Raw genomic sequence first — 12912 nt, forward strand, 5'->3', positions numbered from 1 at the left:
ATGTTTATGCGTGCGGTCATCGTCGGCGCGTCGACCTATCGGCAGAAGGAGATATTCTCCTCGCTGCCCGGTGCCGCGCGAGACGCCGTGTGGTTTGAGCGCTTTATACTGAGCAAAGGCGTCTCCGACGCATGCCTTACCCGTCTAGTCGGCGATGCTGCCACAAAGGATGCTATTCTCACTGCGATTCGGGAGACGCCAATTCAGGCTTCCGCCGAACCACATGCCCTGATGATTTTCTTCTCAGGTCACGGTGGAACTCTGCGGCTTCCCGATGGTCGCGATGAGTGTGTATTGTTTTGCCACGACACCTCGATTCGAAACCGTCTCGGCTCATCGATCGGCATGACCGAACTGCTTGAAGCCGTCTCCGATGTACGGGGTGTGGACGAGGTATACCTTTTTCTCGATGCGTGTCACGTAACCCTCGCCTCGCTTGCTCGCCAACTGCGAATTCTGGCCGGTCGTGCAAATGCGGCCCGGGTATTCTGCGGTATCATGGCAAATGATGGCGGAATAGCAGTTGAGGGTTTCGCATCGCCGATGGGAGAGTTTAGTTCTATCCTCCTAGCCAGTTTGCGACATACCGACAATATGGCGATGCCCTCCGTCGGAGCACTTGCCATGGAAGTTGCCCGGAGGGCAGCCCGCACGGGCGTCACATCACCTACCTCGGTGTTGTTGGGAGATCCAACGCGATGGCCATTCCCATCAGGAGTGCATATCCCTCCGACAGCTTCGTCTATCGCTGAAGTGTTCCGGTCAAGCCTCGTCGAAAAAGCCTTAGAGTTGCTGCGTAGTCGTGACGGAGTGCGAGTATGCATCACCGGAGCCAGTGGGACTGGCAAGAGTGTCGTACTCAAACAAGTTGCGCGTCTCCTTGGGCAATGCCCGATTGCGAGCTTTACTCGGGGAGACACGAATTTGTCTCCCGAGACGGTATGCCAGCGTGCAGTAGAAGCAATCACTGAGGTGATGCCGGAGTCGGATCAGGAGTTGGTTGTGGCGCATACACTCAGCACCGCAGTCCGTGCCTTCGTCGCCCGGAACCCTCACCCCGTAATCGCGATTGACGGCGGCGAGAATCTGCCCAATCCGGGCTGGTTCGCCATCCTTAAGGTGCTTGACCAATATGGTGTTGATTTGATTACCACCCGGCACGACAAGAGCGTGCCGGGGATCACAACTCAGAACGTGGATATTGAACCGATGTCGCTCAATGAGCTAGCGGAGATGCCGGAAGTCAAGGAACGCAGATCGAGCCAAGACAGTATTGCCCGTGCTTGTGCGATCAGCGGTGGATATCCTCTGCCATTCCTCACGGCGCTCAGAGGTAACCAATCAAACGCCATACCGAGCGCTCTACAACGGACCGAGCAGATACTTCGGACTGCCGGTGGATACTGCAGCCAATCTCTGTTCTGCGCCCTCACAGGGGTGGAAGAAACCGAACTCGACCGTCTTCGTGGTCTCGGTTTGCTGGTCCAATCAAAGGACCTATTCCGACTGCACGATGCTGTTCGCGATAGCGTTAGCATCGACAGCGGCGATGCGGTAGCGAATGCTATCGTCGCTTACTGGCAAGCCGAACAGACGGGTAAGAATGCGCTCACCGCCTCGCTTAGGATCATCGAATTATGTTTGAATTCCGATCTTCAGTTTTCCTCCGGCACGGTCGCAACTGCGATGCGCATTGCCGAAGGACGCGTCACTTCTCGCGCTTTGGCGAACGCCGCGGTTGCGGCGGCTAAGGGCGGGGGCGACAGCGCATTAATCGAGGCTATCGACATTCTGTCGCGCCGCGGGGATAGCGAGCTCCTTGCGACCTTGTTGGCGGTCACAGATCGCTTTGAATTTGAGGGGGGCGACCGGGCAGATCCAAGATTGCTACTCGCCAAAGCCCGCGCGGCCTGGTGGGCCGGCGATTACAGCGCCTGCCGATTGCATGCGAAGCATGCTTTGAGATCAGATCAGCAAAGCCAGCGCGCAGCTCTCCTTGAGCTCGCGATAGCCGATTTCTTTGAAGGTCGCTGGTCGACCGCGCAAGACCTCCTCGAACAGCTTGTAATTCCCGGTCCAGGCGACCTAAGGGCGATCGGTTGGGCGCAGTTGATACTAGGAACATGTCTCGGAATTCGTGGCTTGAGTGGTGAGCGGGGACGGATGCTTCTGCGCTCTGCAGCAGAGCTTCTACGGGCTACGAACGATTTGGCGGGCGTCGCAATCGCTAAAGGCAACTGCGGTGAAGTGAGTTGGAAGTCTGCCGACTTTGAATCATCCTACCGAGAACTACAGGAAGGCCTTGAAATCGCGGAAATGCTGGGGATGAGCATAAACGCGGTCGAATCGCGACGAAATCTGATTCAACTATATCTCCGCCAGGGCGGTCCTGACGATAATCGCATCAAACCTCTTGAGCAGCAACTCTGCAAACTCTCCATCCAAGATATTGGCCGCATGGAGATGATGCAGGTTGCCAACACGCTTGCGACGCTCAACTTGTATCGCGGAAATCTTTCAGCGGCCGAAACTTGGATGGAGTTGGTACGGCCTCTTACAGCGAATAACGATGAATACGACATCTACACTCGGGCTAACGACGGAATTTTGCTGGCCATGGCCGGGCGAGAGGGAAGTCGAGAAAGGATTGTCGCTGCGGCCGATCTTTGTGCGGCTGGCAGCAATCGTCTCGCTTTGATTCAAATCCGGCAAGATGTAGTCTTTTGTTTGGGGCGGAAGCATACCAAACTAGTTAGCGAGCTTCTAAAGGTAATCGACAAGCGAACGAAAGGAATCGTGTTGTGAGCATTGTGACGATCGAGGTGGCAGGTGAGAATTCGACAGTGGTGGATGAGGTCACATCCACCTTGCTTGAGCAATTTGAGAGGGACGGCGTCGGCGTCAAACCACCGCAGACATCTGGTGAGAGGGATGGCGGAATAATTGCGCTGGTGATCGCGATAGCGGGAGGAGCAGCGTCTATCGCGCAGGTGGCATCGACGATTCATGCAATGAGTAAAAAAAAGGAAGTCCAAATCGTTATTGTCGACCGCTCCGGTACCCGTACTTCCCTGGATCCAGCTAAAGAGTTCGAAGAAGTACAGACGCTTATCCGCGAAGCTTCTTCTAATGTTTAGGCAAGAGGCGCGGCAGCCCAATATTCGGGTGCCGCGCGAATGCTTAGTTAGGCATCGTATCCTCCTGCGCTGAGTGCTATTTAATGATAGGTAGAAGATAAGGCCTCGACAAGAGGAAGGCGCGCCAGAAATTTCGTTGTAGCGCATCTGGACTGTTCTGATTGGAGTTGGCGTTCGGAGCACATAGACTTTCGTGACTGAGTTCGCAGTGACCTGCTCTGATGTGCTCCCCTGAAATGTCCCCGCTTTGAGGTTAGCCTGCATCCGTCGATCGATGGGTGCGATGGGAATGACTGCTTTTGGGAAGCCGTAGGTGATCATGGGATCACAGAGATTGCGTCGAAAGCCGACGCTCAATCAGAATTCGCAGTTCTGTTTCACTCTCCTACCTATCTCGCCTCACGCTCTCGCTTGAGTGTTCGCACCACCGTCCAACACAACACGCCGAGGGTGCGTGCCGCCGCGCTGCCCGGTGTTACGGCGTTGTCGCATGCTCAAGGCTGATCTTCAGCCGCGACCCCGTCGCCGCCGCATAGCGCTGCAGGGCCTTCATCGACGGGCTGACGCGGCCGCTTTCCAGCTTGGCGATATAGGACTGCGAGGTCTGCATCTTCCGGGCAACCTCTTCCTGGGTCATGTCCGCCTCGGCGCGGGCGCGGATCAGCGCCTCGGCAATCGAGAACTCTTCCGCCAGGGCTTCGTATTCGGCGCGCACGTCGGGGCGCTCCAGCAACGTCTTTTTCAGTTCATTCAGCTTCGTCATGTCACGTCCTCCGCCCGCTTCAAGGCGAGCTCAATCTCACGGCGCGGGGTCTTCTGCGTCTTCTTGGCAAACACCCGGACCACGACCACCCGCTTTGGCCTTGCCACCACATAAAGGGCGCGGGAAATGCCATCTCTGCCCTTCATCCGGATTTCCCAGAGCGGGCCTTCCAGATGCTTCACATGGGGTTCGCGAACGCGCTCCAGTCCCAGTGACTGGATCAACTCGCCAATCCGCAGGAACTTGGCGATCTGATCGGCCGGAAGCGCTTCCAACTCCGCATCGACCGTCGCGTTGAGTGTTTCAACAACCCACATGATTAATATATCAAATCTGACATGATTTTGCAATCATCGTGTTCTTCCCGCCGGTCGGCGGTCCCGTTCCACTACGGTGGCAACAAGACCGTGGACGGCCATCCTACCGCGCGTGGATTGGGTAAGAATGTGTCGCTCCTTGACGTCTGCGAATGCGCTGTCGGGCGAGGATTTTAAGCGTGTTCTCATACGGTTAAGGCTAGCAGATTCGGCTGTTTGCCGCCAGTTGTTCAACACGAGACAACCGCTGCCTCGTGCCGCCGCAGGGTGCGCACCAGCGTCCAGCGGGCCACACCGAGGGTGCGGGCTGCGGCACTCGCCGATAGTCCCTTCTGCTCGATCAGGTGCCGCGCCTTGCGAATGTCGCGCTGGCTCAAGGCGGGAGGCCGCCCGATCCGCGCGCCGCGCTTGCGCGCGGCAGCCATCCCCTCGCGGGTGCGCTGGGACAGCGTGCGCCGCTCGAACTCGGCCAGGGCCGAGATCATCGTGTAGACGAAGATGCCGGCCGGTGTGGACGTGTCGATGTTGAGATTGGCGATGCGGAAGTGCACCCCGCGCGCCCGCAGCGCCTCGGCATGGGTGAGCGCATCAACCACAGAACGGAACGCCCGGTCGAGATCCCACACCACCAGCGTGTCGCCGGGGGAGAGGCGCGCCAGCACCTTGTCGAGGACGGGTCGGCTGTGGCCGCAGGCGGAGACGGTCTCCATATGGAGCTCGTCGCAGAACTGGCGCAGGCCCTCGACCTGGCGATCATGGCGCTGCTCGGAGGTGGACACGCGGATGTATGCGATCTTTTTGTTCTTTTTCAATGACTTGCTCACTTCCTACCTGTCTCGAAACCGTCCCCTATTGCTCCTGCCGCCGTGTCCGGCGGGTGTGATCGGTCATGGGCACTCAAGGCCCTGATTTCTATAAAAGTATACCAAATTTTGAGCGTATTATTCAAATACTCACAAAACGGGACGGTTTTGAGCGGTGTTGGAAAAGTAACAAGAGGTTTGAAGGCAGGTCTTTCCGGAGTTCTGTTCTTCCTCGCGACCGGTCTTCATCCCTCGCAGGCGCAGCCGATGACCGGCGAGCTCATTTTGGAGAAGATGGACCTCAAGGAACGCTATGCCTATGTCAGCGGCATCGTCACTGGCATGGCTTATGCCCGCTTTCGCAAGGACACCCTGGCATCGGGTGCTCGTGATGAGCGCGGCATGAACTGCATCCACGATTGGTACTTCACGGGTGAAGGCCGCACCTTTGTGATGCTTGAGGAAGCGTTCAGAAAGAACGGGCAGTACACCCCCTCCGTCATCATCGCCAGCCTTCTGAAGAAGGAGTGCGGCGAATGATGCATCAGCCCGTCATCGGTGATCTCGGTCGCGCCTTCCGCACAAGCGCCGGTCTTGCCGCGCACTTGCGGGCGTTCCAACGCCAGCAGGAAGAAGAGCGTCTGCGCCGTGATCGCCGTCAGGATGCGCAGGGCGATGAAGCGGAGTTGATCGACTTTGCCATGGTGATGGTCTCCGCCAGCGAGATGGAGACATTCCGCGTGGAGCTCGACAGCTATGACACCGCCACCGTTGCCGCGTTGCAGGAGAACGAGCGCGAACTGGCCGCTGTTCGCGAACGTCTCGACGGCCTGCTCTTGAAGGCGCATGTGCTCCCAGACGGTCGCCGCGTGTTCAAGACCGAGGACGGCACACGGGTGTTTGACGAGTTCGGGAGCGAGCTTGATCTGACCGTGATCGATCCCGATCTCATCGAGAATTCCCGCCCGCGCTGGGAAGCGTACAAGCCTGACTTTGAGCGGGTGAGAGAACTGACCTTGGAGCGTGACGAGATTCTTGATTACCAGCAGAAGCTGGACGAAGCGCGCGAGCGGATCGATGCCGGCGAGATCTCGCGCGAGGAGTTCGACGAGATGCGCGACGAGCTGAAGACCGCCATGCCCGATGCCGTGCGCGCGCAGGTGCCGGAACTGGCCTCCGAGGTCACCATGGACGCAGACCTTGCCGCGCCGTCTTCCTCCGGTCCCGCCGCCGACACCGGCCTTGCCATCGACGACGACATGATCCCGTCCTCCTTCACCCCCGCATCCGTCCCCGGCCTTACCCGATAGGGGCGGCGGTGCGAATACAACGGCGAGCAGTGCCGTCTCTCGCGTCTTATTCTTTGTAATTGATTATGTTTTTTTGCTTGGCCTCGACCCGGCAATCGTGGCAAAATACTCTCATGGCTGACCACAATACCCTGTCCGACGATATCAGCCGCCGTATCGATGCATTGGCGGCGCGCTCTTCCCTGACCCGTGAGCGGATCATCGAGGATGCGCTCAGCCATGGCCGCTCGCTTGCCTGGCAGGAAAAGTGGATCGCCGGGGTGCAGGAGGGGATCGAGGACGCCGACAACGGCCGCTTCGCCTCCGAGGAAGAGATAGCCGCCGTCCTGAACAAATACTCTCAGGCGTAACCGGATACGTGCGGATCGTCTGGACCAAAAGATACCTGAACGAGCTCGCGGCAATCAGCGACTACATTGCCCAGCACAATCCCGCAGCCGCATCCCGTGTCCTCCACGCCATCCACACCACGACCGGCAAGCTGCTTTCAGCCAATCCGTTCATTGGTCGTCGCGGCGAAATCAGCGGCACCCGCGAACTCGTCATCCCTGGCACGCCCTATATCGTCGCCTATCGGGTGACGGATGCCGAGGTCCAGATCCTCTTCGTGCAACACGGCGCGCGCCAATGGCCCGATGAGGCCTGATCCAATTTCCTGACGACCGCTTGTGGACATGAAACCCACGCCTGTCGCTGAGCAACGCGTCGCTGTCGGTGCTACTTCTCCACTTGCCTTGTGCCCAGCATGCTTCTCTCGCGTCCTCGGCCTGATCTCCTGCGTCGCCACTGGTCGCAACCGGCCTCACCACCTCGCTGGCTCGCTGGCGTTCCGCCCCCGATAGCACCATCCGAGCAGCGATGATGATGCCGCAACAGTCTCCGGGGCAGAGACGGACGCGCTTCTCTTCGATCCGCAGTTCGTCCCTGGCGGTTCCAGCGGTAGCGCCTTGAACGCCGTCGCCTCCTGATCTCGATCCGTTTCCCGCTCTCCGGTGCCACCACCGGTCTCCCGGGCCATGCCTCCTTGGTGCCCACCATCCTGGCCGCGCCGCCTGCGGCCTTTGCTGGCGGTCCTGGCAGGGGAGGAGCGCCCTTGCAACGGCCTGCGCCGTCTTTCCGCTTCGCCCGCCCACTCGCTAACCGCTCCGCTCGCTCGGGGTGCAAGGGCGCGCCTCTCCCTCCCTCTCCGGACGCCGTCAGGCCGCAGTGGTCGCGGCCTCAACAGGCACAAGGAGAGAGATCATGGCCCGTATTCAGAAGTTCGATGTCCACCAGGAGATCACCAATCGCATCGTCGACGCGCTCGAGAGCGCCGGCGAGTTCAGCCTGCCCTGGATCAGGAACAAGGGCGGCTCAATGAAGCGCCCCGTCAACATCGCCTCCGGCAATCCCTACAATGGCGTCAACATCGTCTCGCTCTGGGTGGCGGCGCAGGTCCAGGACTATCCCTCGCATCTGTGGGGCACCTATCGCCAGTGGCAGGCGCGCGGAGCGCAGGTGCGTCGCGGCGAGAAATCTTCGCTGGTGGTCTTCTACAAGACGCTGTCGATCGAGGAGACCAACGAGCAGACCGGCGAGAGCGAGCAGGCCGAGCGCTTCATGGCCCGCGCCAGCTTCGTCTTCAACGCCTCCCAGGTCGAGGGGCTCGATCTTGCCACCGAGGAGCAGCCCTTGCCCAATGAGCCCGTCTTCGATCCGATCGTCCGCGCCGAGGCTTTCGCCAGGGCAACCGGCGCCAGGATCGAGGAAGGCGGGGACCGTGCCTGCTATATCCCGTCCGCCGACATGATCCGCATGCCCGAGCGCCGCCGCTTCACCGGCACCGCCACCACCTCGCCGGCCGAGGGATTCTACTCGACCCTGTGTCACGAGCTGGTCCATAATGCCGACACCCGGATTATGCCGACATCTGCTCCTCTGAGCCAGAAGCACTCGCCTGCGGCTCACTTGCGTCGGCATAATCAGAGGGATTCGAGTAAGGCGAGCAACTTGTCGTCTGGCGATCGCATTCGTGGGGTCGCCGCCGCAATGGTCTTTGGTACCCTAAGGTTTGTATCGAATTGGCAGAGGGCGATGCGGATGTCGGGATCACTTCAGCGGCAATGGCTCACCGACATTCTAGAAAGCGTTCCTTCTTTCGCATTCCTTGCGTTGCTGCGATCTAACGTTGACCTAGAAACAGCCGGTTGGATCGGTGCGACTCTGGCTGCAGCGGTGCTAATTGTTTTCCGAGCCTGCAAAGTACGCTTTAATCCGATCCTTTTGGGGATAAACATCCATCTTCTGCTCGTGACACCGATCATCGTAACGGTGTTCCGACTCGGGGCGTCGGAGACGGGCGAAACACTCACTCGCTACTCGTATCAGGGCGTGCTCATTACGATCTTCTTGGTTGGCCTCATGCTGACCTTCGTGTCACGGGAAGGCTTTGTAGGACACGAACGGCTTTCGAAGTCGTCCGTTCGAAAATATTCGGTCCTGCTCCTTCTTGCCACGCTGGCCGCGATAGCTTGGTCGTTCATTTACAGCAACGGAGCGCTGTTGGGCGTCGCCCTGCCGATTATCGCGCTATTTGCCTTACGCCGCTTGCTCATCGCACGATCGTTTGACAGCAACAACAGCGGAGTCGTCGCGGTCAGCGGTGGCGCAATGCTCACTTACGGCCCAGAAAACGACTCCAGCTAGATGATCCTGTAGCCGATCGCTTTGCCAAGCCTTTAGTGATGTTGTCACGAGTCCGCGGTGACGAATCTCTCCTCGGGTAATCCTGCATCGTATTGACGCGGGCTCGCCAGTCCATCCCGTGTAGTGATATGTAATTTGCGCTAAACGCAGAATGATCGCCGTCTCTCCTTGTTTGAAACACAAGGAGATCAGGATGACGCTCAATCGATACCGCTACTTCTACGCCTGTGCCTTCTCGATGTTCGAAGAACATCTCGTCGCCTTTGTCGATGAGATGGTCGAGCACGATCATGCGGAGAGCACGGTCAAAATCTACCTGAGCTGCATAAACGATGTTGCCAAGGCAATGGGTGCAGCCGGGATCGCGGCACGCGATCTCGATGAAACGCGAGCCGTTGAACTCGTCGCGGCTATGGGATGGATAAAATCCCGCGAAACCTATGCAAGGTTCATGATGAAGCGCTTCGTGCGCTTCCTCGCAGAGCGCGGCGTCCTGCGGGAGCGCCCAACTCTGTCGCCAAGAGAGGCGGCGCGATTGAAATTGCGGGCGGCCTACGAGGATTATCTTCGGCGCCAGCGGGGATTGAGCGAACGCACAATCATCGACAGTTGGCGGTTTGCAGAGCAGTTCCTCGACTTCCGCTTTCCCGACGCGGCCGATGATCTCGGGAACATATCCGCCGGGGACATCGCTCGCTTCCTGCAAGCGCGCGTCATCCGAAGGGCGCCGCGCGATAAGACCGTGCCGTCGCACTTGCGAAACTTCTTCCGCTACCTGTTCAAGGCAGGCAAGACGTCCACCAATCTGGCGAACGCCGTGCCGCGCGTAGCGCAGCGGTTCGGGACGCGTCTGCCGCGCCATCTCTCCCTCGAGCAGGTCGACTTGATTCTCGATGCTGTGCGCAACACTGCACCATGCAGCCTGCGCAACTACGCGATGGTCCTGCTGATGGCGCGTCTCGGTCTGCGTCCGCCGGAAGTTGTCGCCATGCACATCGACGATATTGACTGGCGCTCGGGAGAAATCCTCGTTCGTGGCAAGGGCGACAGACATGACAGGCTGCCGCTTCTGCCCGAGGTCGGAAAGGCGCTGGCCGATTACATCAAGCTGGAACGGGTGACCACGTCGCGATCGCTGTTCGTGATCAGCCGGCCGCCGCATCGCCCGTTCAAGAATGCCCAGGTTCTGAACGACATACTGGGCAAGGCGTATGACAAGACAGGGTTGAAGCCGCCTGCGCCCTATGTTGGCGCCCAGATCCTACGCCACAGCCTGGCGACCAATCTGGTTCAAAACGGCGCTTCGCTGGAGGAAATCAGCGACACGCTGCGCCATCGCTCCCGCACGACGACGATGCTTTACGCAAGGCTCGATGTCGAAGGCCTGCGCTCCATCGCCCAGTCGTGGCCAACCGCGGGAGGTGTGGCATGAGCACATTGTCTCAAGAACTCGACCGCTATCTCGCCGTCCGCCGAGGCCTCGGCTTTGAGCTGCGCACCGACGAACGAATCCTGAGACGCTTCATCGAATATGCAGAGAGTAAGCGCGTTGAATATGTGAATCCCGAGATATTCATGGGATGGCATGAGTCATTTGGCGTCGCCAACCAGCAAACTTGGGCGCACCGGCTCGGCATCGTCCGGATATTTGCGCAATGGCTCCATGGAATCGATCCCCGGCACGAGGTTCCGTCCCGTGACCTCATCCCAACCCGTCAACGTCGAAACAGACCTTACATTTATACGCCGGACGAAATCCGCGCCATCGTGGAGACCGCAGCGACATTGCCGTCGATCAATGGGATCCGATCGCTGACATATCCGGCCCTGTTCGGGTTGATCGCCGTTACCGGCCTCAGGATCAGCGAGGCACTCTCTCTCAACAGCGGCGATGTCGACATTGAAACGGGCGTTCTCACACTGCGGAAGGGAAAGCTCGGCAAGGCGCGACTGATTCCGGTCTCGAGGTGTACCACACTCCAGCTTGCTACTTACGCGAAGGAGCGGGATCGGCTGCTTGAGCGCAGTTCGCAGCCGTTCTTCGTCGCGGATCATGGCGAGCGGGTCAGCGACTGCGGCGCCAGATACAACTTTGCCGTGATCTGCCAGTCGCTCGGACTTCGGGAGCAGCAAAGGTTCCACAAGCATGGCCGTGGCCCGCGAATCCATGATCTGCGCCACACCTTTGCCGTCCGCACCATGCTGAACTGGTACCGGTCCGGCATGGACCCGGCCCGGGAAATGATCAAGCTGACGACCTATCTAGGGCACGCGAACCCCGAGCATACCTACTGGTACATAGAGGCGGTGCCGGAACTGCTGGCTCTGGCCTCGGCGCGTGCAGAGCACTCTTTAGCGCTGGAGGGGTACTCATGAGCAGATCGTTGCTTCCCTCGCTCGTACAGCAGTTCTTCACCGACCGGCTGTGCACCCAACTGAACGCCAGCCCGAACACGATCGCCGGCTATCGCGACACCTTCCGTTTGCTGTTGCGCTATGCCAGCGAGAAGAGCGGCAGACCACCGACAAAGCTGGCGGTCGAAGACATTGATGTCGAGCTCGTCGCCGACTTCCTCAGCGACATCGAAACGCGACGTGGCAATAGTGCTCGAAGCCGCAACACGAGACTCGCCGGCATCCGCTCATTCTTCCGCTTCGTGGCGATGAGCGAGCCGCGATACATGCTGCACTGTCAGAAGATACTGGCAATGCCCGGCAAGCGATATGTCCGGCGAACGGTCGAGTTCCTCGATCGCGGTGAAATCGACGCTCTCCTAGCTGCGCCGGATCGCTCGACGAGGATCGGCCGCCGCGACCATGCAGTCCTGCTGATCGCGTTGCAGGCGGGTTTGCGAGCCTCCGAGATTACGGGACTCCGGTGCTGCGATATCGTGCCCGGCACCGGGGCTCACATTTGCTGCGAGGGTAAGGGCCGCAAGCATCGCACCACACCGCTGCGACGGGAAACCGTCAAGGTGCTGGAAGCTTGGCTGAAGGAGCGGAGGGGCGCGGAGGACGATCCACTGTTCCCAAGCATTCGGGGAACGCGGCTCAGTCGCGACGCTCTGGAAGACATTGTACGTCGGCACGTGCTCACGGCGTCGAGATCGTGTCCGTCGCTGATTGGCAAACGGGTCAGTCCCCATGTGCTGCGCCACAGCACCGCGATGGAGCTCCTACATCATGGCGTCGACCAAACCGTTATCGCGCTGTGGCTTGGACACGAGAATGTCGAGACCACGCAGGTCTATGTTCATGCAGATCTGCGGCTCAAGGAGAAGGCATTGGCCCTGGTAACGGCCCCTGCTGCCAATCCGGGAAGATATCGGCCGGACGATAAGCTGCTCGCCTTCCTCGAATCCCTCTGATTATGCCTACACAAGTGAGCCGGAGGCGACCGCTTTCGGCTCACCGGAACAGATACCGGCATAATCCTGATAGCGGCATTATGGGTCTTATGCCGATATCGGCATAAGGTCCACTGGTCGGGCGCGCCGAACCGCCTCGATCGCAATCTCGTCGGTCGGTTCAATGCCGAGAGCTACGCCATGGAGGAACTTGTCGCCGAGCTTGGCGCAGCCTTCCTGTGCGGTGATCTCGGCATCACGCCGGAGCCCCGTGCCGACCATGCCCAGTACATCGCCCACTGGCTCAAGGTCCTCAAGGACGACAAGAAGGCCGTCTTCACTGCCGCCTCCAAAGCGTCCGAGGCCGCCAATTGGCTGATCGCGCGGGAGACGGAACAGGCTGCGGCGTAGAGTGGGTGCTAGAACTCAAGCTCTACCCCGGTCGCTCGGTTATCGGGCGGCTGGGGTAGCATGTTCTGGTGTGGGGTCGACTGCGGAATGTCCGGTTTTGCCGTGGGCAGGGCAAAGCTGATGGTAAGTGGCCGCTGGC

The 12912-nt window shown here is 59.4% G+C and carries 13 protein-coding genes and 1 pseudogene; 11 read left to right on the top strand and 3 right to left on the bottom strand.

Annotated features, from left to right (window positions below; genetic code table 11):
- Both ACQY46_RS05975 and ACQY46_RS05980 read left to right on the top strand, forming a co-directional pair.
- A complete protein-coding gene (locus ACQY46_RS05975) occupies window positions 1-2805 on the top strand; it encodes an AAA family ATPase (RefSeq protein WP_428699360.1) in 2805 nt (934 codons plus the stop codon).
- Complete coding sequence (locus ACQY46_RS05980; protein WP_428699361.1) at window positions 2802-3137, top strand: hypothetical protein; 336 nt, start codon at window positions 2802-2804, stop codon at window positions 3135-3137. Before ACQY46_RS05975 ends, ACQY46_RS05980 begins: the two co-directional genes overlap by 4 nt.
- A gap of 475 nt (window positions 3138-3612) precedes the next feature.
- Here ACQY46_RS05980 and ACQY46_RS05985 read toward each other — a convergent pair whose 3' ends face one another.
- The 3 genes from ACQY46_RS05985 to ACQY46_RS05995 all read right to left on the bottom strand — a co-directional run bounded on the left by ACQY46_RS05985 (window position 3613) and on the right by ACQY46_RS05995 (window position 5029).
- Window positions 3613-3900 carry a helix-turn-helix domain-containing protein gene (locus tag ACQY46_RS05985; RefSeq protein ID WP_249693736.1) on the bottom strand — a complete coding sequence of 96 codons (288 nt, stop codon included), beginning with the start codon at window positions 3898-3900 and terminating at the stop codon, window positions 3613-3615.
- Window positions 3897-4250, bottom strand: coding sequence for a type II toxin-antitoxin system RelE/ParE family toxin (locus tag ACQY46_RS05990; protein WP_428699362.1), 354 nt, complete (start codon window positions 4248-4250; stop codon window positions 3897-3899). The genes ACQY46_RS05985 and ACQY46_RS05990 overlap by 4 nt, the downstream gene beginning before the upstream one ends.
- 197 nt (window positions 4251-4447) lie before the next feature.
- Window positions 4448-5029, bottom strand: a complete 582-nt coding sequence (locus ACQY46_RS05995) for a recombinase family protein (RefSeq protein WP_428699363.1) — start codon at window positions 5027-5029, stop codon at window positions 4448-4450.
- Window positions 5030-5188: 159 nt separating this feature from the next.
- Here ACQY46_RS05995 and ACQY46_RS06000 point away from each other — a divergent pair, with 159 nt between their 5' ends.
- From ACQY46_RS06000 to ACQY46_RS06040, 9 genes and pseudogenes are all read left to right on the top strand, one after another.
- Complete coding sequence (locus tag ACQY46_RS06000; RefSeq protein ID WP_428699364.1) at window positions 5189-5560, top strand: hypothetical protein; 372 nt, start codon at window positions 5189-5191, stop codon at window positions 5558-5560.
- The gene (locus tag ACQY46_RS06005) at window positions 5557-6330 is read left to right on the top strand and encodes a hypothetical protein (RefSeq protein WP_428699365.1); all 774 of its coding nucleotides are present in this window, start codon (window positions 5557-5559) and stop codon (window positions 6328-6330) included. Before ACQY46_RS06000 ends, ACQY46_RS06005 begins: the two co-directional genes overlap by 4 nt.
- A gap of 113 nt (window positions 6331-6443) precedes the next feature.
- On the top strand, window positions 6444-6680 hold the full coding sequence (locus tag ACQY46_RS06010) for a CopG family ribbon-helix-helix protein (RefSeq protein ID WP_249693746.1): 237 nt from the start codon (window positions 6444-6446) through the stop codon (window positions 6678-6680).
- An 8-nt stretch (window positions 6681-6688) separates the two neighbouring features.
- Window positions 6689-6976 carry a type II toxin-antitoxin system mRNA interferase toxin, RelE/StbE family gene (locus ACQY46_RS06015; protein ID WP_067338022.1) on the top strand — a complete coding sequence of 96 codons (288 nt, stop codon included), beginning with the start codon at window positions 6689-6691 and terminating at the stop codon, window positions 6974-6976.
- Between the two features lie 596 nt (window positions 6977-7572).
- Window positions 7573-9015: an ArdC family protein gene (locus ACQY46_RS06020; RefSeq protein ID WP_428699366.1), complete on the top strand. Its 1443-nt coding sequence runs from the start codon at window positions 7573-7575 to the stop codon at window positions 9013-9015.
- 193 nt (window positions 9016-9208) lie between these two features.
- Complete coding sequence (locus ACQY46_RS06025; protein ID WP_428698293.1) at window positions 9209-10447, top strand: tyrosine-type recombinase/integrase; 1239 nt, start codon at window positions 9209-9211, stop codon at window positions 10445-10447.
- Window positions 10444-11391 carry a tyrosine-type recombinase/integrase gene (locus ACQY46_RS06030; RefSeq protein WP_428698292.1) on the top strand — a complete coding sequence of 316 codons (948 nt, stop codon included), beginning with the start codon at window positions 10444-10446 and terminating at the stop codon, window positions 11389-11391. Before ACQY46_RS06025 ends, ACQY46_RS06030 begins: the two co-directional genes overlap by 4 nt.
- Entirely contained in the window at window positions 11388-12383 is a 996-nt protein-coding gene (locus tag ACQY46_RS06035; RefSeq protein WP_428698291.1) for a tyrosine-type recombinase/integrase, read from the top strand. Before ACQY46_RS06030 ends, ACQY46_RS06035 begins: the two co-directional genes overlap by 4 nt.
- Before the next feature lie 111 nt (window positions 12384-12494).
- Window positions 12495-12773: pseudogene (locus ACQY46_RS06040) on the top strand (zincin-like metallopeptidase domain-containing protein); the annotation flags it as partial.
- Window positions 12774-12912 lie beyond the last annotated feature (139 nt).

The sequence above is a fragment of the Stappia sp. genome, assembly GCF_965276915.1.
Classification (GTDB): domain Bacteria; phylum Pseudomonadota; class Alphaproteobacteria; order Rhizobiales; family Stappiaceae; genus Stappia.

Coding starts and splice junctions, on each gene's coding strand:
- ACQY46_RS06025 (WP_428698293.1), top strand. CDS start 9,209: ATGACGCTCAATCGATACCGCTACTTCTACGCCTGTGCCTTCTCGATG.
- ACQY46_RS05985 (WP_249693736.1), bottom strand. CDS start 3,900: ATGACGAAGCTGAATGAACTGAAAAAGACGTTGCTGGAGCGCCCCGAC.
- ACQY46_RS06030 (WP_428698292.1), top strand. CDS start 10,444: ATGAGCACATTGTCTCAAGAACTCGACCGCTATCTCGCCGTCCGCCGA.
- ACQY46_RS06035 (WP_428698291.1), top strand. CDS start 11,388: ATGAGCAGATCGTTGCTTCCCTCGCTCGTACAGCAGTTCTTCACCGAC.
- ACQY46_RS06020 (WP_428699366.1), top strand. CDS start 7,573: ATGGCCCGTATTCAGAAGTTCGATGTCCACCAGGAGATCACCAATCGC.
- ACQY46_RS05975 (WP_428699360.1), top strand. CDS start 1: ATGTTTATGCGTGCGGTCATCGTCGGCGCGTCGACCTATCGGCAGAAG.
- ACQY46_RS06005 (WP_428699365.1), top strand. CDS start 5,557: ATGATGCATCAGCCCGTCATCGGTGATCTCGGTCGCGCCTTCCGCACA.
- ACQY46_RS06010 (WP_249693746.1), top strand. CDS start 6,444: ATGGCTGACCACAATACCCTGTCCGACGATATCAGCCGCCGTATCGAT.